At 38.6% G+C, this 21,189-nt stretch carries 18 protein-coding genes and 3 pseudogenes; 16 read left to right on the plus strand and 5 right to left on the minus strand.

What is annotated here, in order from left to right:
- The first annotated feature begins 61 nt into the window (after positions 1 to 61).
- The 8 genes and pseudogenes from MKY98_RS13020 (at position 62) to MKY98_RS13055 (ending at position 6,865) form a co-directional block, all read left to right on the plus strand.
- A complete protein-coding gene (locus MKY98_RS13020; RefSeq protein ID WP_081317592.1) occupies positions 62 to 268 on the plus strand; it encodes a hypothetical protein in 207 nt (68 codons plus the stop codon).
- Positions 178 to 405: pseudogene (locus MKY98_RS13025) on the plus strand (transposase domain-containing protein); the annotation flags it as partial. The gene MKY98_RS13020 and the pseudogene MKY98_RS13025, both read left to right, overlap by 91 nt.
- A gap of 378 nt (positions 406 to 783) precedes the next feature.
- Positions 784 to 2,946: pseudogene (locus MKY98_RS13030) on the plus strand (DNA topoisomerase III).
- A 317-nt stretch (positions 2,947 to 3,263) separates the two neighbouring features.
- A complete protein-coding gene (locus MKY98_RS13035; protein WP_029515246.1) occupies positions 3,264 to 3,752 on the plus strand; it encodes an alpha/beta fold hydrolase in 489 nt (162 codons plus the stop codon).
- Positions 3,753 to 3,991: 239 nt separating this feature from the next.
- Positions 3,992 to 4,177 carry a YbfB/YjiJ family MFS transporter gene (locus MKY98_RS13040; protein ID WP_256026094.1) on the plus strand — a complete coding sequence of 62 codons (186 nt, stop codon included), beginning with the start codon at positions 3,992 to 3,994 and terminating at the stop codon, positions 4,175 to 4,177.
- A gap of 261 nt (positions 4,178 to 4,438) precedes the next feature.
- Positions 4,439 to 5,181, plus strand: a pseudogene (gene murI, locus MKY98_RS13045) (glutamate racemase).
- A gap of 163 nt (positions 5,182 to 5,344) precedes the next feature.
- Entirely contained in the window at positions 5,345 to 6,418 is a 1,074-nt protein-coding gene (locus MKY98_RS13050) for an NAD(P)H-dependent flavin oxidoreductase (protein ID WP_069011896.1), read from the plus strand.
- Positions 6,419 to 6,472: 54 nt separating this feature from the next.
- A complete protein-coding gene (locus tag MKY98_RS13055; protein WP_029515243.1) occupies positions 6,473 to 6,865 on the plus strand; it encodes a tautomerase family protein in 393 nt (130 codons plus the stop codon).
- A gap of 157 nt (positions 6,866 to 7,022) precedes the next feature.
- Here the strand turns inward: MKY98_RS13055 and MKY98_RS13060 are convergent, their stop codons facing one another.
- Entirely contained in the window at positions 7,023 to 7,574 is a 552-nt protein-coding gene (locus tag MKY98_RS13060; RefSeq protein ID WP_029515242.1) for a GNAT family acetyltransferase, read from the minus strand.
- 403 nt (positions 7,575 to 7,977) lie between these two features.
- Here MKY98_RS13060 and MKY98_RS13065 point away from each other — a divergent pair, with 403 nt between their 5' ends.
- The 3 genes from MKY98_RS13065 to MKY98_RS13075 all read left to right on the plus strand — a co-directional run bounded on the left by MKY98_RS13065 (position 7,978) and on the right by MKY98_RS13075 (position 11,001).
- Positions 7,978 to 8,760: an MBL fold metallo-hydrolase gene (locus MKY98_RS13065; protein WP_029515240.1), complete on the plus strand. Its 783-nt coding sequence runs from the start codon at positions 7,978 to 7,980 to the stop codon at positions 8,758 to 8,760.
- Positions 8,761 to 9,325: 565 nt separating this feature from the next.
- Positions 9,326 to 10,171 (plus strand): DeoR/GlpR family DNA-binding transcription regulator, encoded by an 846-nt coding sequence (locus MKY98_RS13070; RefSeq protein WP_176715734.1) that lies wholly within the window; start codon positions 9,326 to 9,328, stop codon positions 10,169 to 10,171.
- Positions 10,172 to 10,197: 26 nt separating this feature from the next.
- Positions 10,198 to 11,001: a Cof-type HAD-IIB family hydrolase gene (locus MKY98_RS13075; RefSeq protein WP_064964234.1), complete on the plus strand. Its 804-nt coding sequence runs from the start codon at positions 10,198 to 10,200 to the stop codon at positions 10,999 to 11,001.
- Positions 11,002 to 12,116: 1,115 nt separating this feature from the next.
- Here the strand turns inward: MKY98_RS13075 and MKY98_RS13080 are convergent.
- The 3 genes from MKY98_RS13080 to MKY98_RS13090 form a co-directional block, all read right to left on the minus strand.
- On the minus strand, positions 12,117 to 13,337 hold the full coding sequence (locus MKY98_RS13080; protein WP_069011892.1) for a CynX/NimT family MFS transporter: 1,221 nt from the start codon (positions 13,335 to 13,337) through the stop codon (positions 12,117 to 12,119).
- 201 nt (positions 13,338 to 13,538) lie between these two features.
- Positions 13,539 to 14,336, minus strand: coding sequence for a dihydrodipicolinate synthase family protein (locus tag MKY98_RS13085; RefSeq protein ID WP_029515236.1), 798 nt, complete (start codon positions 14,334 to 14,336; stop codon positions 13,539 to 13,541).
- Between the two features lie 312 nt (positions 14,337 to 14,648).
- Positions 14,649 to 14,837: a cupin domain-containing protein gene (locus tag MKY98_RS13090; protein ID WP_245231641.1), complete on the minus strand. Its 189-nt coding sequence runs from the start codon at positions 14,835 to 14,837 to the stop codon at positions 14,649 to 14,651.
- Between the two features lie 465 nt (positions 14,838 to 15,302).
- Between MKY98_RS13090 and MKY98_RS13095 the strand changes: the two genes are divergently transcribed.
- Complete coding sequence (locus MKY98_RS13095; RefSeq protein ID WP_029515234.1) at positions 15,303 to 16,217, plus strand: LysR family transcriptional regulator; 915 nt, start codon at positions 15,303 to 15,305, stop codon at positions 16,215 to 16,217.
- A gap of 469 nt (positions 16,218 to 16,686) precedes the next feature.
- Here the strand turns inward: MKY98_RS13095 and MKY98_RS13100 are convergent, their stop codons facing one another.
- Complete coding sequence (locus tag MKY98_RS13100; protein WP_025679519.1) at positions 16,687 to 17,634, minus strand: cation diffusion facilitator family transporter; 948 nt, start codon at positions 17,632 to 17,634, stop codon at positions 16,687 to 16,689.
- Between the two features lie 451 nt (positions 17,635 to 18,085).
- Between MKY98_RS13100 and MKY98_RS13105 the strand changes: the two genes are divergently transcribed.
- The 4 genes from MKY98_RS13105 to MKY98_RS13120 all read left to right on the plus strand — a co-directional run bounded on the left by MKY98_RS13105 (position 18,086) and on the right by MKY98_RS13120 (position 21,189).
- The gene (locus MKY98_RS13105) at positions 18,086 to 18,709 is read left to right on the plus strand and encodes a family 1 glycosylhydrolase (protein WP_029515231.1); all 624 of its coding nucleotides are present in this window, start codon (positions 18,086 to 18,088) and stop codon (positions 18,707 to 18,709) included.
- Positions 18,710 to 19,351: 642 nt separating this feature from the next.
- Positions 19,352 to 19,897 carry a hypothetical protein gene (locus MKY98_RS13110; protein ID WP_245231640.1) on the plus strand — a complete coding sequence of 182 codons (546 nt, stop codon included), beginning with the start codon at positions 19,352 to 19,354 and terminating at the stop codon, positions 19,895 to 19,897.
- Positions 19,866 to 20,159 (plus strand): GLUG motif-containing protein, encoded by a 294-nt coding sequence (locus MKY98_RS13115; RefSeq protein ID WP_245231639.1) that lies wholly within the window; start codon positions 19,866 to 19,868, stop codon positions 20,157 to 20,159. Before MKY98_RS13110 ends, MKY98_RS13115 begins: the two co-directional genes overlap by 32 nt.
- Before the next feature lie 331 nt (positions 20,160 to 20,490).
- Positions 20,491 to 21,189, plus strand: a complete 699-nt coding sequence (locus MKY98_RS13120) for a response regulator transcription factor (protein WP_069011890.1) — start codon at positions 20,491 to 20,493, stop codon at positions 21,187 to 21,189.

The following is a 21,189-nucleotide window of genomic DNA, read 5'->3' on the forward strand; positions in this document are numbered from 1 at the left end:
GTTTAAGCTAGTCAAGATAAAGTTAAAATGTTGGCGGATCGCCAATAGGACTAATGACAAATTGAAGGTGAAATTGCATATCGACAGCGGACACGATGCCGGGGCGATGTGGTTTGCGTACTCGACCGTCTATTCTTCACCGGACGGAAGCGGCTGGTATTCGCTCGTTATCATTGAAAAAAATGGTTTTTTTTCAATGCGCCACACGGAGCAAAAGCCAGTGCAACGATCTACAGTGTCATTGAAACAGCGAAGAAAAACGGGCTAAATCCTTTCAAGTATTTGACGGACCTGCTCGAACAACTTCCGCAGCTTGCGAATCCGAAAGATCCGGTTGAGCTAGACGAATTGTTGCCATGGTCGCCTTCGCTCCCACTGACGTGCCGCCTATTTCAATCAAACTAAGACTAACAGGCCCTCATCTTGGGAACAAGGTGGGGGCTATTTTGCGCTTACACAACTGCTGGTGATGAACCTGAAAAGAGACTTCGGGGTCTCTTTTTGCCTCTTTTGCAATGGTTTTTGTCAAGGCTCGCCGTTCATTTGCTCGTAACATCGTAAAACATGATCCGCTAAGAAAGCCCTAATTATCAAGATTCAATGTGATGTCTGAAAAGAAAATTGAATTTACCTAAGAATGGATATAAAAAAAGAGGGAGTGAAGCCCAGCAACTATTTCATACCACTTATTATCATTTTGCTGTATATAATTCTAAGTCATGAAATTGAACCGATTTGCTGATATAATCAATTTATAGTTCTCTCAGAAAGGTCCGTGACATATTGAAACTTATTATTGCGGAAAAACCGGATCAAGGGGCGAAGTTGGCTTCACCTTTTAAACATAAAAAACAACAAGGGTATATTGAAATCTCACCGAACAATACATTTCCAAAAGGAGCCCTAGTGACTTGGGCTGTTGGTCATGTTTGCGAATTGGTGCCTCCAGAGGAATACGATCCTAGTCTTAAGAAGTGGAGTCTAGACACTTTGCCGATATTACCCGAAAAATTTAGACATCGCGTTTCTCCTTCTAAAGCCAAGCAATTTCAAGTGATTAAATCCCTTTTAATGCGTCCAGATATCAAAGAAATCGTCCATGCCGGGGATACCGGGAGGGAAGGAGAGTACATAGTCCGCATAGCGGTTCAGCTTGTTGGAGTGAACAAACCTATGAAACGGCTATGGATATCATCGTTAACACCCAAAGCCGTCGAACAAGGTTTTATGAATTTGAAAGGTGAAGAGGATACCCGGTCCTTATATTATGAAGCCGTTAGCCGTTCTTGCGCTGATTGGCTCGTAGGAATGAATGGTTCACGGGTATATTCACTTCTGTTCCAGCGTAGAGGAATTAGAGAAGTATTCTCAACTGGGCGTGTACAAAGTCCGACATTGGCGCTAATCGTAGCACGCGAGAAAGAAATTCAGAATTTCAAACCGGAACCGTTCTGGGAATTAAAAGCCAAATTCCTAATAAATGATACTGTCTATGAAGGCACATGGTTTCGGGAGGAGCAAACACGGTTTGCAAGTCGGGATGAAGCGGAGTCCGTCAAAAGAAACTGTGAAAATAAGCTGGCATCAGTCAATGAAATTGAGAGAGAGCGAAAAGAATTTCAACCGCCACAGCTCTTTAACTTATCTTCATTGCAAGCAGTTGCCAATCAAATTTATAAATATTCGCCTCAAAATTGTTTAAATGCGCTGCAGCAGCTTTAACTGGAAGGATACATTTCCTATCCGAGATCGGATTCGGCTTATGTAACACCTGAAGAAGCCAGGCAATTTCCTGAGATTCTTTCAAAGTTAAGTCGTCAAGAATCATTCAAGGATTTCTTTCCTTTGCCCATACAATCTATTGCCAATAATAAGAGATTTGTCAATGCGGCAAAAGTAAGTGATCACTATGCGATCATTCCAACAGAAGTGATCCCCCAAATCGGACGATTGAAACCAGAAGAGCGTAATTTATACGAGCTGATTGTCAAGAGGCTGATAGCTGCGCATTATGATAAGGCTATTATTGATTATTCGCGCTTAATTACAGTCGTAGGTGATCAAGAAACATTTCTCACCAAAGGAAGACTTATTGTGCAGGAAGGTTGGCGAAAAGTTCTGTATGATTCTGATTCTCAGGAAGAATCCGAACCAGATGTATTACCTCCATTGGAGCAAGGCGACTCAGGAACAGTTGAAGAATTACTTGTAAAAGAAGGAAAAACTCAGGCTCCAAAGCGATACACCGAAGGGCAATTGATTACTTTAATGAAGACGGCTGGAAAGCATCTTGAAGACGCAGAGTTAGAGAAAATTCTTGAAAAAACAGAAGGATTGGGCACGGAGGCCACGCGTGCCGGTATCATCTCAGTTCTTAAAGACCGCAAGTATATTGAGGTAAAGAAAAACATGGTTTATGCTACAAGCAAGGGGATTATATTGATCGATGCTTTAGGCGACAGCATATTAGCATCCGCAGAAATGACAGCCAAGTGGGAACAACGACTTCATGATGTCGGACAAGGCAATGCGTCCCCGCAATCGTTTATGGAGCAGGCTAAAAGATTGTCGCAAAAAATTGTCGATGATGCAATTCGAAACTCGATGACTTGGACTTTTACAGCAAAAAGTATGGAGAGTAAAGAGCAGACTGAAAAAGCGGATAAGGTTTCTGGAGGTTTAGGTCTTGGTCCGTGTCCGAAATGCAAAGAGGATGTTATAGATAAAGGGGCGGCTTATAGTTGCTCGGCAAGGCCGCGATGCGATTTTTCATTTTCTAAAAAAGTATTGGGTAAAACCATAACAGAAACGCAGATCAAGAGGTTTTTGGGGAAAGGGAGGACAAACCTTATTAAGGGATTCAAAAAAGGTGACAAAACTTTCGAGGCCGCACTTGTCTGGAAAAAGGAAGAAGGTAGGGTCGGTTTTGAATTTAAACCGAAGTAAGGATATTATCTTGACAAGACTAGGTAAAATAATTAAATTAAACGTATGACTATGAATCATTATGCGAGATGTGACAAGAGTTGCATCGAGCTCTAGCCAGGCGGCAAAAGAGCACTTGTAAGATTTCATTACAGGATTCAATCGAGTCCCGTATGATTTCTTTTAAGTTGCTCTTTTTTTATTGAAAAGCGTGCGTCATTATGACTCAAGTACTACAACTCAAAATGTATAAATATGCATTTGATTCTATGTATCCTTTAACTGGTTTAATCCAGCTCTCTAAAAGACGAAAAAATCCCTATGCGAGGAGTGAAGTTATGAAGTTATTAGATGTCGTTGGATTAAACGGAGTAGGACATATAAAAGGTTTTTTCACAACATGCATATGCGAACTTTCCATTAAAGAAAAAAGGGAAAGTTATAGGACAGCATTTGCGCCTAACACAATCAAGGGCCAATATGTTGATGGAACAAAGGAAAGTCAAGTTTCCCCAGATGGCTATACTCTAGATATTGCTTATATGTCCCGGCCGGGAAATGATGAGAAACAATTGGATTTAATTTTTGATTACCAAAATAATGTAAAAATGTACCCGGAGTTTCAACAGTATCTCCGTGAATATCAGCCGCCCTTGCTAGCAGTCTGGGGTGAAAATGATGTTTCCTTTATTCCGGCTGGTGCTGAGGCTTTTAAGAAAGATTTACCTAAAGCCGAGATTCATTTATTAGATACTGGGCACTTTGCATTGGAAACACATGCATATGAAAATGGAGAACTAATGTTGGATTTTTTAGGAAAACAATAGAATTTGAAGATTCAAAAGTTGGTAAATCCCGGATGGTTTCTACCGTCATTTCTTGTTATAGGAATTGATTTTTTTAATGTTAACTAGGATTTATGTTCATATTAATTGATGTATTGAGAGGTAAATTGAATTTAGAAGGGTGACAGGTCAGTCTCATGGAGAATTCAGGAGCTAAAAATGCGAAATTGTTTAATTCCACAAAGACCATGATCGGTGGTTTAGTTATGCTCATTATTGCAATGGGAATCGGACGTTTTTCATATACTTCCATACTTCCATTGATGCAATCACAAGCTCATCTATCCGCTACGGAATCCGGATATTTGGCAGGGAGTAATAACTTGGGTTACCTTATCGCTGCCTTTGGTGCAGGTTTCATAACCTGGGGATCCCGAAGAGCCTATCACTACTTCTTGCCACTTTAGTGCTTGTTGTTGCTGCTATAATATTGCTATCCGGTGCAGTCATTTCAAGTCAAAAAGGAGCGATAGGAAATTTAAACCATGCTCGTATTCATCCTAATCAAGAGCTTAGTTAGATCCTGGGTAATTTACATTGGAACCAGATACAAATGGAATTGGTGAATTAATTTTGAATTAACCGTTAGATATATAAATTGATTCCTTTATTGGAGGAATAGAAATGCAAATAGGTTTTTTGATTCTGGTATTGGAGGCATTACTGTATTGTATGATACATTAAAAGTTTTACCTAATGAAGATTATATGTATTACGCAGATACAATAAATGTTCCATATGGGCACAAAACGAAAGATGAAGTTAAAAAGTATGTTTTAGATGCTATAGAAATTATTAGCCAGCAAAAAGTAAAAGCGATAGTGATTGCTTGTAATACTGCCACAAGCGCAGCAATCGAAGAAATAAGGGCAAAATACAGTATTCAAATCATTGGTATGGAGCCTGCCGTAAAACCAGCTGTTAAAACAAAAAAAATATAGATAAACGAGTTTTAGTAACTGCTACTGCTTTGACTCTAAGGGAAGAAAGACTTCAAAATCTTATTACTAAATTAGATAACGAACATGTTGTTGATTTATTACCTCTTCCGAAATTAGTTCAGTTTGCAGAAAGTTTTGAGTTTAACGAGCAAATAGTGCTGCCTTATCTTCAAGAACAATTATCAATATATGATTTAAGTAAGTATGAAACTATTGTTTTAGGATGTACTCACTTTTCTTACTATAAAGATATATTTAGAAAATTATTTTCATCGGATGTTAATATAATTGATGGAAATAATGGTACTGCAAAAAATCTAAAAAAAGCACTGGAAGAAATGAATTCTTTAGATGAAGGCAACGGTAATATTTCTTTCTATTGTTCAGGGATCAAAGTCGAGGATAAGGCTAAATTAAAAGAGTTTAATAAACTGTTCAAAAGATTGGATGCTATTAACGAATATAATTGAAAAGTCTGAGATTTTATTATCATTGATTATTGCGCTGATCCTGCAAGTCGTTGGTGTCATGCTGCCAGTATGACCTTCCCAATATATTCGGCATGAGGTTAGGGTCTGTTCTTTTTTGAAGGCACGAGTTCATCTAATTTTCAATAAAAGGAGGTTTTTAAAGGTGTTTGAGACTGATTTGACGCGTGCTCTTAAAATTCGATACCCGATTTTTCAAGCGCCGATGGCTGGTGGCGTTTCGACGCCCGAATTAGTAGAGGCTGTTTCAAATGCCGGTGGGCTAGGCAACCTAGGGGGCGGATACTTAACACCGGAGCAGCTCCGTAGCGAGATCCAAAAGATCAAGCAACGAACGGACCAGCCTTTTGGAGTAAACTTGTTTGTGCCTGAGCAATCAGAAGATTCGGAAGAAGCAATTTACCGGATGACAGATTATCTGAATAAATACCGCATCAAACTTGGCACGGCTCAAAATCCATCTCTTATGAAGTTTTCAGAATCATTTGAGGAGCAGCTACAGGTAGTGTTGGAGGAGCGTGTACCTGTATTTAGTTTCACTTTTGGCGTACCATCCCAAGACGTGATCCAAACCATGAAACAGCATGGAATATTCATCATTGGAACTGCAACAACTGTTGATGAAGCCAAGCAATTGGAAGCAGCTGGCGCAGATGCAATTGTGGCTCAAGGGAGCGAAGCAGGCGGGCATAGGGGGACCTTCATGAAAGACCCTTCCCATGCTTTGATAGGCACTATGGCTATTGTTCCGCAGATCGTTGACCATGTGTCGATCCCGGTCATCGCAGCAGGAGGAATCATGGATGGGCGTGGACTTGTAGCAAGCCTTACATTAGGAGCCGCCGCAGTACAGATGGGCACTGCGTTTCTAGCCTGCCCCGAGAGCGGCGCCCATGAAACGTACAACCAGAAAATCCTCTCGTCAAATGAGGACTCCACTGAAATTACACGTGCTTACTCTGGAAGAGCTTCAAGAGGCATTCAAACAAAATTTATGATTGACATGCATCAGTACCCCGGAACAATCCCGACTTACCCCATTCAAAACGCGATGACCCGGGACATTCGTCAGGCAGCTGCAAAAGCGAACGACCCCGAGTATATGTCACTTTGGGCGGGCCAAGGTCTTCGGTTAGCAGGCGACCAACCTGCCGCTTCAATTGTAAAACAAACCATTGATCAAGCCAGTGTTCTTGTCCGGAAATTTTCTTTTATTTAGAATGGGTGATAATAAATAGGGAAAAATAATTTTCATTAAAGGGAGGAAGTTAAAATGCCATTACTTCGTTTTGATCTTATTAAAGGACGAGATAAAGCAAGCCTGAAAAAACTTTTGGATGTTGCTCACCAAGTTGTTGTGGAAGCTTTTGACGTTCCTGAGCGAGATCGTTACCAAATCATTCACGAACACCCGGCGGACCATATGATTATTGAGGATACTGGGCTAGGATTTAACCGTACCGATAGTCTAGTTATTCTCTCCATAATAAGCAAAGCCCGGCCAAAAGAGAAGAAACAAAAGCTCTATTCCTTGCTGGCTGAAAGGTTAGAAGCTGAATGCGGCATCGCACCAACCGATTTAATGGTATCTATTGTTGAAAATAATGATGATGATTGGAGTTTTGGACTGGGGGAGGCACAATTTTTGACCGGTAAGTTAAGCTGATTCAATGCTAGTCGTTTCGATCTTAATCGGTAATATCTCTAATTCTAATCGCCCTTCAACTGGCCTGGTAGGCTAGTTGAAGGGCGATTTCCATGAGGTTTGGTATTGAGATGGTAAAATAGGCTTATGGATGGTCCAAAATTACAATTACATCCAATCATTCTGATGTGTAACAACCCAATTCATAGTAAGTATTATTGTTGTAATCAAAGCTTTTAATCACGTCAAGACCAAGCTTTTTGGTGTGGGCAGCGTATGATCTGTGATTGATGTGGTTTATAAAAGTTATCAATATCGGATATTTTTTACTCATTTGCATTCTGGAAAAATCAAAAACCTTTCGGAGTACTACCGTCCCCCTGTAATCCATATCAATGCAAATTGGCCCATACTGATAAGTGTTTTCAGTAGAAAGCGTAGTTCCCTTATATTCTGTATCTTTCAAATCGTCAATCATAAATTGAAAAAAAGGCCACTTAGCCCAATACTTCCATGAGGCAGCCATCACATAAGCAACAATCTTCTGGTCATGACATGCAATTGTAATTCCATTTTCTTTTTCAATTAATTCCTTAAATTGTTCTTCTGTAAATAAGGTTGTTACGAAGCCATCAGGTTTGTCTTTTTCACTAATGGTTGTAATGTGATATTTTTTTTGTAATTCCACTATAGCAGATATATCATCAACAGTAGCGTTTCTATAAATCATTGTTATCCTCCTATATGAAATGAGCTTAAAAAAACTTTACTTCAGCATTCGACATATTGCAACCATTTTAAGTTGTAGGTTTTTGCGAGAGGAAGGCTACACTATGATCAGGAGAGCGTTAACAGGGGGAGAGCGACTGGAATTTCTATTATCCTACCTGTCTTACAAGGGAACATTGGAAAAGTTTTTTAACAATTTTCCCAGGAGGGAGAGGATTTTCAGATCGACCCACTGCAGATTAGTGTAGCCCCTGACGAATAAGCAAATGGAGTTAGTTATTAGATCGCGGCGGGTAAAAGAAAATAAAGTTTTAGACTGACGATGCTTCATTAAGCTAACGGGCAAAATTTCAATGCTAAGTGTATAATTTAGAAGACGTAAAGAATCTAATTTGGAGGCTTCTATGATTAGAGATCGTTGGTTTACAGTGCAACGGATTGATGATAATACATGCGCAATTAGTGAATACGGACATTGGGAGAAAGTACATTCATTTTTATTATTGGGAGATCAAGAAGGGGTATTAATTGATACAGGGCTTGGGATTGATAGTATCAAAAGAATAACAGAGCAGTTGACATCTTTACCTCTAAAAGTTATTACGACACATGTCCACACTGACCACATAGGTAACCATGGCGAATTTGAACGGATCTTTGTCCATAAAGGAGATGAAGACTGGCTAATTAACGGGATTCAAGGCTTAACAATAGAGCAAATCAGGAAGAATATTAGAAGAGATATAACCTTGCCTACTCCAGAAAGGTTTAATCCGGATACATACCAACCCTTTAAAGGAAAGCCGACAGGTTTGTTGAAGGATGGTGATATATTCGATCTAGGGGACAGAAGATTAATTATATATCACACTCCAGGACATTCTCCTGGCCATATTTCAGTTTTCGATGAAACAAAAGGGTATTTATTTACTGGCGATCTGCTCTATGATGAAGTGCCAATATATGCCTTTTATCCTTCAACGAACCCTGTTGATTTAGTGAATTCATTAGAAAAGATTGCAAGAATACCCAACGTCAAAATGGTATACGGTTCTCACAATACATTAGGACTTAATCCAATAATTTTAGATGAAGTAAAAATTGCAGTTAAATTTCTGAGGGAACATGATCTCGTCAAATTTGGAACTGGGATTCATAAATTCAACGGATTTAGTGTTCAGTTCTAATAATCTTGTCAAACTAACGGGAAACGTTAGCTCAATAAAATAGCGACAGTCTAGGACTTTATTTCGTGTTATTAGGTCAATCAGAGATTTCTGGTTGGCCTTTTTTCTTAGGCATCATATGATGGCGGTAGCCGAGAGAACGTTGACTTTATTGGGGCGGGCCCCGTCGTGAAAACAGTTCTCTCACTGCCCTCAATGACCATGTTTGAGCTGGTTGAGACAGGGATCTCGTATCACAAGCGAAGCTATGGGGGAACCATCGTGGGAGTGGCCGCAACTTTAATATTAGGGAGTGTGTTATGGAGCCGGTTGTAGGATTAGATGTGGATTAGTTTCCTATTTTAATACGCGAGGAGTGCAAGCATTTTATAATCAATCCACTTCAAACTAAACGTGCGAGAAACACGCAACTACGAAAAGTAAAAACCGACACTGCAGATGTCAAAAGATTGAATTTATCAATAAATAGGCAAAATGAATAAAGTCCCTGGACTCTTAATGCGATGTGCATGCGGATCGGGGACTTATCATGTGAAATACTCAATATAAGCGGTTTGCTTAATTTTTGAAAAAACACTTAAAAACACTTAACAAAAAGCGTCTAATCGCTTATGATGAATATAGGGAAAGGGGGAGGGGTTATATTTACCAAGAGGAACGACTTTTAAAAATTATGGAGTATCTCCAAAGCCGTAACCAATTATCAAATTCGGAAATTTGCGATTTATTGAACATCTCGAGAGATACGGCAAGAAGGGATATTATTAAGCTTGTTCATGAAGGGGGGGTTATCAGAACCCATGGAGGTATTGCCTTACCCTTATTAAAAGAAGAAATAAGAGCCTACAAGGAACGTGTAACCTCAGCAACAAAGCAAAAGATGCTTATTGCAAAAGCAGCTTCTGAGCATATCGCTGACGGAGATGTATGCTTCATGGATGTATCGACTACCATTCAACTGCTCTGTGGGCAATTGGACAAGAATCTGACGGTTTACACACACTCGTTGGATAATGCAGAAGCTTTATCAGCAAAAAGTGAAATTAACATAAATTTGCTCGGGGGCAAATTTAATCATGAAAACCGTTTTTTTTATGACTACGACACGGCTATGCAGTTGAACGATGTTTTTTTTGACAAAGCTTTTTTAGGAGCTGCCGCCATTATGGAAGACGGAGTGTATTTTGCGAACCGTGATGATGCTTTAGTTAAAAAGCTGGTATCGAGGCGTGCCAGAGAAGTATTTTTACTTGCCGATTTCAAAAAATTTAATTTAACAAGCCCGTTTAAAGGTCTGAATTTTTCCGAAATTGATATTCTAATTACAAATCAGGATGCCCCGAAGCATTCATTGCTGATGTTGCAGGATAGCGGAGTAGAAGTTATCAAGGTGCTTGAGGAAGAAAAGTGATAAAAAATCGCAAGGGAGCATGGGCCATGATACAAGCAATCTTTAGCGATATTGACGGGACGTTGTTAAATTCAAAACATCAAATTACATTCGACACCAAAAATACAATCCAAAAGGTTGTGGGAGGAAATATCCCTTTTGTACTCGTTTCAGCGAGAATGCCAAGCAGCATTTTTCCTCTTCAGCAAGAGCTCAATATTAACGCTCCCGTCATTTGTTATAGCGGTGGTCTAATATTGGGCTGTAATAGGGAAATCCTCCATAGCATCTGTTTATCGAAAAAGAGCATTAAACAAATATACGATATTGTATCGGATCATTATCCTTCTATTAGTTTTAACTTATATGGCTATGACCAGTGGATCGTTGATAACACTCAAAATCCTTGGGTAATTCAGGAAGCGGGAATTATTAATGGCTCTCCCATACAGAGGGTGCTTTCCTCATATATAGAAGAAGATCATGAAACTCACAAAATTTTATGCATGGGACCTCCCGAAGACGTTGAGCGGCTTGTACAACAAATCAAAAATGAAGTTACTGGTATCAGTGTCTATAAATCCAAGGGAACCTATCTGGAAATTATGGATGAGATGGTGTCCAAATCGTATGCCATTCAGGAACTCGAGGGGATATTTAATATTACTTATCGTGAATCGATGGCCATTGGAGACAACTATAATGACATGGATATGATTTTGTACGCAGGCCTAGGAATTGCAATGGGGAATGCGCCAGAGGAAGTTAAGAAAATTGCCGACTGGGTCACATCGAGTAATGATGAAGACGGTTTGAAAATAGGCTTGGAGAAATACATTTTGTCCGTTTGAAATGATCCAGTGACATTGTATATCCAAACACCAAAAAACTGTAGGCATTAGAAATAGAACAGAGGGGGACACATAACCCTGAGGATACTGAGTTTGTATCTTGTCGGTCTGCGAGTGACGAGAACGGAAGAAAAAGAAAAGCAGAGTGAGACGACAAAAAGAGATCAACGTGTTCCGACCGTTGATCTCTTTTTTGTTGTGCTCAATCAGCACGACAGATTACAAAAGAGATGAGGAAAGTTAGGTTGGGAGTTTGGTCGTCTGGATTTGTAGTGAAGAGCTTATTTACCTGTAATGCAGAAGAGCAGAAGGGATTAGTGATGCACGTTCTTATTATGCGCATCAAAAATCAAGTTTAATGAATATATAAGTATACTAAATATCACATTCACATAGGAAATCATACGAAAAGGTCCCTAAATATCCATTTTTCATCAGTAAGATCAGAAAATAATTTGGCAAAGTTCATTTACTTCTAGATGGAGGTGAGTTGCATTTTGTTTTAGGTGTGTTTTTAAATAATCTTCTCCAGCTAATTGACAATTTATCATTTGTCGGGTGACAAGAACATTGTTACATTCCCGATAGGATTTCATCGACGGCGACAGAGGCCCTTTTATTAAACTAAAGGGCAGGATAGTCAATTTTTTCACAAATACTTTACATTTGAAAGATATTTGCGAAATTCGTAGATAAGAGGTTATGAGAAAGTAATGTAAAATAGATATTAATTGTAATTTGCAAGAAATATGTCGTACCGTTCGGCACAATAGCATGCAGCGCTTCCATGAGCTTGAGTGAGGAAACTAAATCATTTCCAGGGAGCTTAATGATTAAGTGGATCAATTCGAAAGATCCCAGGAAATAAAGAAATGATCTCGCCAAATTTGGAACTGGGATTCATAAATTCAACGGATTAGCATTCAGTTCTAATAATCTTGTCCAACTCACGGGAAACATTAGTTCAATAAAATAGCGACAGTCGGTAAGAAGTTCTCTTGTTTTCAACTATCCATTCCCCTTTATATATTAATACCAATTACAAAAAAGTCCCAAAAACAAATGTTTTTGAGACTGGGTTAAAAACCAAGTATTCTTGTTTACTGACTGGTACCCTATGCTACATATTCATTTTTTCCTGCGCCTATACCCGTGATAAAGATAATAACAGAAGTTAAAACTAACATCAGTAAGGAAGTATTCCAATTATGTGTTACATCATGCAACCATCCAAATAAGACAGGGCCGATAGCAGACAAAAGATAACCTAATGATTGAGCCATACCGGATAATTCTGCTGCCTCATTCGTATCTTGAGTGCGTAAACTAAAAAACATCATAGCTAAACTAAAGGCAAATCCCACTCCAATTCCAACCATAATTATCCATATTGGAATAAGGATCGTGCTTCCGTGTAAGATACCGAATACCCCTCCAATAAGCAAGACGACTGAAACCAGTACTAATGGATGCTGCTTCTTTAAACGTCCAGCTAAAATAGAGACAATAAACGTAGTAGGAAGCATAGCAAATTGCATTAAAGACAACATCCAGCCAGCTTCATGAGTGTTCAGCCCTTTTTGTTCAAGAATTTCAGGAAGCCACGTTATCATGGTATAAAAGATTAAGGATTGAAAACCCATAAATAACGTGACATTCCATGCTAGTTTAGAATGCCATAAGTTTATAGATTTAACTTTCTTTTTAGTTTGTACAAATCTAATAGATTTATGTTGATTTTGTATTAGTGGTAACCAAAAGAAAAGTGTAAGAAGAGATAAGATTCCCCAGCATCCGAGACCTCCTGACCATCCTAACCCTGATAATGAGGAGATGGAGATACTTATACCGGATCCAATAGCTCCACATAAATTCATAGAGACTATATAAATCCCTGTTATCATTCCTACATTTTGTGCAAAGTTATGTTTAATGAGACTGGGGAGTAATACATTACCAATGGCAATACATGAACCAATTAAGATTGTTCCTATAAATAAGGTTATTACACCACCAAAAGAACGTATTCCAAATCCAATGGTTAATAAGATTAAAGAAATAAATAGGATAAACTCCGTACTAAAACGTTGAGCTAACTTAGGGGCAAAAGGGGATAAGAATGCAAAAGTAAGTAAAGGTACTGTAGTTATTGTCCCTGCTAGTATATTAGATATGCCTAAACTGTCACGTATAGAATTTATTAGTGGACCCACTGATGTTAGTGGGGCTCTGAGATTGGCTCCCATTAGGATGATACCTATAATAAGTAATCCTATTCTAGGCTTTAGATCCGGTTTCGGTTGTCCTAGTTGATTGGTTTTTTGTGAAATACCCATGATCGCTATAGATCCTCCGTATTTAATACTAAAGCTTTTCTAAATTAGGTAATCAATTCATTTATTGTTTGAATTGCCACACTTCCATATTGTTCCACAATAGTAACCGTAAAGCAGAGAACATAATAAAATGTTGTTTTCTACTTGACGGTTACTTTTAAACATTTTAATTAAATTAAGCGAATTTTTGGACTTCTCCCGTTAGTTAATAGGAGAACGACAAGCCCCTACTTTTATACCTAAAGAATTATAGTGATTTTTTATGTTTATGATGGCTTGACCACTTGTAACTTTATTAATTAATTGTTTTATCTTCCAAAGGTCTACTGGTTTATTCATTAATAAGTCATTAAAAATTTGTTTGATTTCTTGTGGGTAAACATTTCCTACCATACTAGAAAGTCCATTACATCCATTCATTATCTTTTCTATAAGATTTACATCTCCACCAGCGAACATGATGAAATCATCTGGTAAGTCAGTATTATGGTGACGTTTGGCATCACTCTCTTCTTTAAGTCCTACAAGGTTAGAGTACTTCTGGTTAATAACAGTCTTTAATGATTCAGCACTTAGCTCAAATCCTGTTCGGAAAGGATTATTATAAAGGACAACGTTTTTGGTGGTATGTTGTAGCAGCTCATTGATATAAGAAATAGCTTGTTGTTGTGTCGGCTGAATGTAAGGTGGAAACTGAATTAGAATAGAATCAAAAACAGATTCCTCAAGCTTTTTAACCAGTTTTATTGCATTTCTTGTTGTTGTAGCTGATACGCCAAACATCAGTTCAACATTTTCAAATTTTTGTTGATTAAAATAATCAATAATATGGATACGCTCTTCAATGCTCATTGAATTTTGTTCGCCTGTCGTAGCAGACACAAGTAGTGAATCTATCCCGTTATCTGTTAAATGTTTAACAATAGGATTGAATCCTTCTAAATATAAGCTCTCATCATCACGAAAGGGAGTTGGAATAGCAACATTAAAATTTTTCATCAGTTATATCCTCCAGTGTATATACATTACAAGAACTAATTTGTACATAAGGTCAAATACTAAATCCTTTCAGATAATTTTTAAAAGGTATATTTGAATGACTAAATTGTTCTATGTTCATGTTGTTTAAAGTTTGGTTACATTCTTCAGGCCAAAAGTATTAACTAATCTTTTCTAGTTATTCTTTATTTGTGTATCTGGTTTGACTATGTGACGAGGTGTACTACCCACCGGTTTCTCTAAAAACCAAGTGCCCATTGAAGTAAGAACCGGTACATTTTGAAACGTGTAAATAATAGCATCCTCTGTTTGCTAAGTGTTGCAATGCTCATGAGCAGAGCAAGGAGGAGCTAAGAATAGGTCGCCTTTTTTCAATTCAATCTTTTCTCCATCCACGATACTATAACCCTCGCCCTGAAATACTAGATTGAGAGCTACATTAGTATGACGATGAGCTTTATTAAGCCCACCAGGTTTAAAAATTTGGACGACTACTTTCATAGTTGATGAAGTTCCATGCGTATCCCCTGTATGATTATGAATGAGTGACAATGTTCCACGGCCACTTTAAAGAAAGCCTTCCGATACAGATTAATTGAGTAATGGATAAATGTCTTTCCATTTCCATGAACATGCTCGAACGGCAGGCTTACTACTCTTTATTAAAAACTCACTGTAGTAGATAATCTCTGTTTTTTGACTACCCATCTTATCACCCCCACAAAATTTTTACACAGTTTAAAGAATTTATACTTTTAGGATTAAATGGATCTCTGTGCAACTAATAGTCTAAGACAGTTCAATCAATAGTACAATTCAATTATTTATATAATAACCATAGGTTTAACCTATGATATAATGTGTAATATCTAAGATTGTTTATAGTATTCCTATTGAAATTCATGTTAATAAACTTGCAAAATGTAAAGGTAGGAACTATTACCGTTTAAATCAGGAGGCTTAAGAATGGAGTTAAGACAACTTGAATATTTTTACGCTGTGTGCCAAGAGCTACATTTTACAAGAGCAGCAGAAAAGGTAGGGATTTCTCAACCTTCTTTAAGTCAACAAATTCGTTTGTTAGAACATGAAATTGGCACACTTTTATTTGATCGCATTGGTAAAAAGACGGCTCTTACGGAATCAGGGGAATTACTCTTAAAGTATACACGTAACATTTTTCATGAACTGGAACAGGCAAAAACCTCAATAGATGAACTAAATGGCCTTCAAAGAGGAACCATTTCTATAGGCACCTTGTTAACCGTTGAAAATTACCTCATTCCGCCCACATTACGTAGTTTTCATCATCTATATCCTGGTGTTAAGATATCTGTGTTTGGATTACGTACTGGGGATATTCAAAAACAACTGTTAGAAAATAAGCTGGATATAGGCATTGTTTTTTTACCTATGAAAGGGGATGAATTAGAAACCATTTCTTTATATAGAGAGGAAATGGCGTTTGCAGTGCCTGTTGGACACCCGTTAGAGAATCAGGATAAATTAGGTATAGAAGTCTTGCAAACAACACCTTCCATCTTACTTCCTGAACAATATTTTATAAGACAGCTTATAAATAAAGCTTGTAAAGATGTGGGGTTTATTCCAGAACCGGTCTTTGAAATTACAACCATGCAATCTTTAATTAATATGGTTATAGATAGGATAGGGGTAACTATATTACCGCGACCTTACTTAGAGTACCTTAACCATCCTCGTATCAGAATTATTCCCATTTTAAATGTTAATCTTGCTCGATATATAGGAATTATCTACAGGAAAGATAAATACCTGAGTGCTGCGACACGTATTTTTATTAATACTCTAAAAGAGACTTCACTCCATTTGACTCAGAATTTTATGAAAGGCACTGATTAAACAGTCCACTCATTTTATTAATCTTTATTTATATACTACTGGACATATAAAAGAAAGAAGCTACGACGGTCAGTTCTTTTTTGGATTGGAAAAGTCAGAGGGAATAGCTTCAGGTGCTATTAATATGTAAAGAGAACGGAAAAGTCACCATTTCAAAAATAATAAGGTCACCTTGAATCACTGATTGAATCGTATCAAAGGGCAATCGCGTAGGTAAAGATGCGTACGAAAAACCGTATTGTGATGGTGGGCAGACTTGAATTATCTCAATTCAGATATGAATTTGACTTTTGAGAAAATAATGAGGTTTATACTAGATGCCATCGCTCCATTTAAGAAGGAATGACCCATTTTGCGTTAACAGACTTGGATCTAAGTCTACAGAACAAATTTCCAAGGAGTGCATTGGTACTTAGGGGAGCGGTCGAGGATTCAGCCGCTCCAAAAAAGTCAAACAGTCCTCCTTTTATTAATGGCTATGATGTGCATGTGCATCCGGCGCACCTGACTCTATAGTGCACATAATGGATTCATCGTGTCTATGCTGTTCGGACTCGATCTGCAAAGTAGAGTGAGGAATGTTCTTATGCTCCAGCATATGCTCGATACTATGCAGTAGGGCCTCGGTTTCATACACTGTTTTATTTCCATCAACTACAATATGCGCAGTCAGAGCGTTTAAGTTGCTAGTAATTGACCAAATATGCACATCATGTACGGCTTTCACACCTTCGAACTGCGAAATGGCTTGTACGACTTCCTCTACATCAATGTTACGGGGTGTTCCTTCCATAAGCACATGCAGGGAAGACTTACTAACAAAGTAACCACTGCGAAGGACAAGTACTGCGACAATTACACTAGCAAGTGGGTCTGCCCAACCCCATCCCAAGAACATCATCAGAAGAGCGGCAATAATCGCTCCAACAGATCCCAGCATATCGCTGAGGACGTGCAGATAAGCACCTCTCATATTCAGGTTGTGCTCTGTATCGCTACCTCGCATCATAATCCAGGCAACGAGTATATTAATGAACAGGCCAACAATACTGATAACTAGCATCCCTACTGTAGCTACTTCTGGAGGATTTATAAACCTTTCAATCGCTTCGTAAAAAATGTATAAGGCAATCGCAATCAGAGTAACACCGTTTAGCATTGCAGCCAATATTTCAAATCTCCTGTAACCAAAGGTTTTTTCCTTATTGACAGCTTTCTCTCCAAACTTAAACGCGAACAAAGCGATCGCCAACGCAAGAGAATCCGATAACATATGACCTGCATCCGAGAACAAAGCTAAACTATTGGTAATAAATCCACCAAAAGCTTCGACCAGCATGTAAGTAGTGATGATGATGAAGGAGATCAGCAAAACTTTTTTATTGTTGTGTCGATGTCCATGATTATGTCCTGCCATAAATATCCCAGCTTTCTATTTTATTAACATATGAGCAACTGTTCATATGTTTTATTGACTTTAATTATATGTGGGGAAAATCTACACGTCAAGTGCAGCATGGCGCAACTGTACAGTGACAACAAGTTTATCCCTTACGAGGAATTTGTAATATTTAATGCGGCGGCTATTAGATAGAGTTACTTATGGGAATGACATAAGATAATTTCGCTTTAATCGAAATTATAGGATTTATTTCGACATAATTAGATTCTCTTAGAAAAAGGAATATTGAAGTATTTGACGAATCATTCCATTGATACAATTTCTCCCATAATGGGGTGAATGTATGTACACACCTACCAAGTTAAATAAGATTGGGGTAAATAGATGGTTTGCTTTTAGTAAGAAGCTTAACTGAGAAGTCACGTTTTATGGAGAGCTAGAATATGATCACTAGGTATTAATTGGAATGGATCCAGAGGTAACAAATTATTGCGAAAAACCATTTGAAATCAACCACTCATATTTAAAATCTGATTTTTTGACTCTGAATTACTATGCCAGTGACACAGCCAAAGCCTGTCCAGAGGTTGCCGATGAACAGTGGTCGGGAGTTAATGTCTCTGGTATCAAGGGAGAAATATCTGGCTTCGAAACACATCCGGGCTTCTATGAAATGTGCGAGAATCCTGCTCTGGAGACTACAGACTGGGCTATAGATCCAACTGGACTGGAATACATTTTGCGTGATATTTATACAAGATATAATATGCACTTGATGATCACAGAGAATGGTCTTGGTGCATACGACGAGTTGACCATTGATGGGAGGATTCATGATGATTACAGAATTGATTATTTGAAAAAACATATCCTCGCAGTTAAAAAAGCGATTGATTTTGGTGTAAAGGTCATTTCCTATAATCCGTGGTCTGCCATCGATTTATTATTCACTAGTAACGGATATAAAAAACGGTATGGATTAATTTATATAGATCGAACAGATGATGATATCAAACAATTAAAGCGTTATAAAAAAGATTCTTTTTATTGGTACAAAAAAGTTGTTGAGTCAAATGGGAAAGAAATTTAAGGACCCGTTGAACAAGAAACTCCGCTGAGAACTTTAATATGAGTCCCTTATAAACTCCACGAACAAGCCACTAATCTGTTAGTCTAGGATTAGTGGCTTGCTGTTGTTGGTAGACAATACAAAGTTGCTCTAGAAGTCGTCTAAATGGAGGCTTTAGGGGCAATGAAACCGTCACATATCAGCTGAGTCTTCTCGGTTCATTAATATCTAAGCCAGGTTTATGATTAGAGCATTCTTCGAAGAAGCAGAAGTGTGAATGTTCAAAATTTGTTCAGTCATACCATGCTAAAATCTTCGTATCAAAATAACAGCCAAAACCTACAAAGGAGACAGTGATTGTGTGAACAGGAAAGCAGCATCGTTTCATATATAATATTTATTTAATGTATGTCGATATTGCAATGCATATAATCGCATCCTGATTTTAGTAGGCCAGGGGAATGTTATTTAAGGCAGCGGCGATAAAACAAACTGAAAAGCGGGTAACCGTTCTTTCAATGAACGGTTATTTTTCATGCTTAAATTTAAATTTTTCCTTGAGAGAAAATAGCGTTGCTGTACTTAGTACTATATGAGATGAGGTGGCATTAGCCTAAACAATTCAGATGATTTTATTTGTCGCATAAGAAGGAGGAACTTTTATTGTTACCATTAATTAAGGAATTTCGTCTAAACCAAAAGCTTACTTCTTATTTAAAATTAATCCTAGTGGTCATTATTCTTGCCGCAGCTATTGTTCCCGTCGCCCCTTCACGGGCACATGCTTTTTACGGAACGGGAAACGGTACGGAACAGAACCCTTATATCATCACGACAGCGGCGATGCTGGATGGTATCAGGACTAATCCGAACGCTTATTACAAATTGGGTGCTAATATCCAATTAACGGATTGTACTTGGAACCCGATTGCCAATTTCTCGGGTGTGTTCGATGGGAACGGATACACGATTTCCGGCTTGACGATTAATCAGCCCTTGTCAATGAATGTCGGTTTTTTTGGCAATTTAATGGCTACAGGTATTGTTCGTAACGTTCGGTTAATGGATGTTAACATAATCGGAAATAGGAACGTAGGAAGTGTTACTGGTACAAGTTTCGGTCAAATCAGTAATGTATTTGCATCCGGCAGTGTAGAAGCGCTCGGAGAGGGCACCTATGATTATGCGAGTGGTCTGGTCGGGTGTTAACAACGCGTCGATTACTAAGTCTATATCGGCTGTCAACGTGAGGGGAACCAAATCTACTGGATATGTTGGAGGAATTGCAGGCTATAATATTCAAGGCACCGTCAGCCAAAGTTATGCGACTGGCCAAGTGGATGGACTGTCCCGCGCTGGTGGTTTAGTCGGATACAATTCTAACGGAACCGTGAGCAATTCTTACTCAACGGGTTCAGTCACAACGACCTTCAACCGAGCTGGAGGACTTGCTGGACAAAATGCTGGCTAGGTAACAAACAGCTATTCCAAAACAACGGACACATCACTTTCACATCAGGCGAAGATTTCGTTATTTATGATTGACCTTTCGAATAGGCCAATAACAGCTGGAACTGGGATGAACTTCCTATAAGCAACCTTAGTTTGTTTATCGCTTATGTTGCTTAAGTTTTTATCGAAAAACGCTCATGGTACGGCTTCTTATAACAGAAAAGGTGGGGCTATATGCTGATAGTGGGTATGAGGATTTACAATATACATTTGATTGTTTTCCCCTGAATGATTAATATAATGGACAATGTCATAAACCTACCGTATTAAAAAAAGAGATGAGGATTACGATGAATAAAGCAAAGATTCTTATTATCGAAGATGATGCCCCGATTGCCGACTTGCTTTCGTACGGGCTTTCTATGGAGGGGTTCCAGACACGCACAGCGGCCAGTGGAGCAACGGGAATGCATGAGCTGCAGTCGTTTCAGCCCGATTTGCTGCTGTTAGATTGGATGCTACCTGACCAGAGCGGTCTAGACATTTGCAAAAAGGTGACAACGGACTATAACATACCGATCTGCATGATTACAGCCAAATCGGACATTACCGATAAAATTCTAGGCCTTGAATTCGGTGCCGATGATTATATTACCAAGCCTTTTGATCTGCGCGAAGTTGTTGCACGCATTCGAACCATTTTGCGCAGAGTGGAGCAGGCGAACAGCTCGGACAGGGAAGAAGCCACGAAAGCCGTCATTCGGTTTGACAATATTGAAGTGATCGAAGAAGAACGACTCGTCCAAATAGAAGGCCGTCCTGTTGAATTGACCCCCAAGGAATTTGATCTGCTTATGATGCTGGTTAAACATCAGGGCAAAACCTTTACACGTTCCGAACTGCTTGATCTGGTGTGGGGCTATCATTTTGTCGGAGATACCCGTACGGTTGATACGCATATCCAGAGACTCCGCAAAAAGCTAGACGCCACCGAATGCATTACTACCGTCTTCGGAATCGGGTACAAATTTAAAAAAATGGGTGGATAA

Source organism: Paenibacillus sp. FSL M8-0228, from assembly GCF_038007385.1.
Classification (GTDB): domain Bacteria; phylum Bacillota; class Bacilli; order Paenibacillales; family Paenibacillaceae; genus Paenibacillus; species Paenibacillus polymyxa_D.

Excerpts from the sequence above, each read along its gene's own strand:
- MKY98_RS13035 (WP_029515246.1), top strand. The coding sequence starts at position 3,264 with ATGAAGTTATTAGATGTCGTTGGATTAAACGGAGTAGGACATATAAAA.
- MKY98_RS13060 (WP_029515242.1), bottom strand. The coding sequence starts at position 7,574 with ATGATTTATAGAAACGCTACTGTTGATGATATATCTGCTATAGTGGAA.
- MKY98_RS13105 (WP_029515231.1), top strand. The coding sequence starts at position 18,086 with ATGGATCCAGAGGTAACAAATTATTGCGAAAAACCATTTGAAATCAAC.
- MKY98_RS13065 (WP_029515240.1), top strand. The coding sequence starts at position 7,978 with ATGATTAGAGATCGTTGGTTTACAGTGCAACGGATTGATGATAATACA.
- MKY98_RS13085 (WP_029515236.1), bottom strand. The coding sequence starts at position 14,336 with ATGAAAAATTTTAATGTTGCTATTCCAACTCCCTTTCGTGATGATGAG.
- MKY98_RS13055 (WP_029515243.1), top strand. The coding sequence starts at position 6,473 with ATGCCATTACTTCGTTTTGATCTTATTAAAGGACGAGATAAAGCAAGC.
- MKY98_RS13075 (WP_064964234.1), top strand. The coding sequence starts at position 10,198 with ATGATACAAGCAATCTTTAGCGATATTGACGGGACGTTGTTAAATTCA.
- MKY98_RS13115 (WP_245231639.1), top strand. The coding sequence starts at position 19,866 with ATGATTATGCGAGTGGTCTGGTCGGGTGTTAACAACGCGTCGATTACT.
- MKY98_RS13080 (WP_069011892.1), bottom strand. The coding sequence starts at position 13,337 with ATGGGTATTTCACAAAAAACCAATCAACTAGGACAACCGAAACCGGAT.
- MKY98_RS13100 (WP_025679519.1), bottom strand. The coding sequence starts at position 17,634 with ATGGCAGGACATAATCATGGACATCGACACAACAATAAAAAAGTTTTG.
- MKY98_RS13120 (WP_069011890.1), top strand. The coding sequence starts at position 20,491 with ATGAATAAAGCAAAGATTCTTATTATCGAAGATGATGCCCCGATTGCC.
- MKY98_RS13090 (WP_245231641.1), bottom strand. The coding sequence starts at position 14,837 with ATGAAAGTAGTCGTCCAAATTTTTAAACCTGGTGGGCTTAATAAAGCT.
- MKY98_RS13095 (WP_029515234.1), top strand. The coding sequence starts at position 15,303 with ATGGAGTTAAGACAACTTGAATATTTTTACGCTGTGTGCCAAGAGCTA.
- MKY98_RS13040 (WP_256026094.1), top strand. The coding sequence starts at position 3,992 with ATGGGAATCGGACGTTTTTCATATACTTCCATACTTCCATTGATGCAA.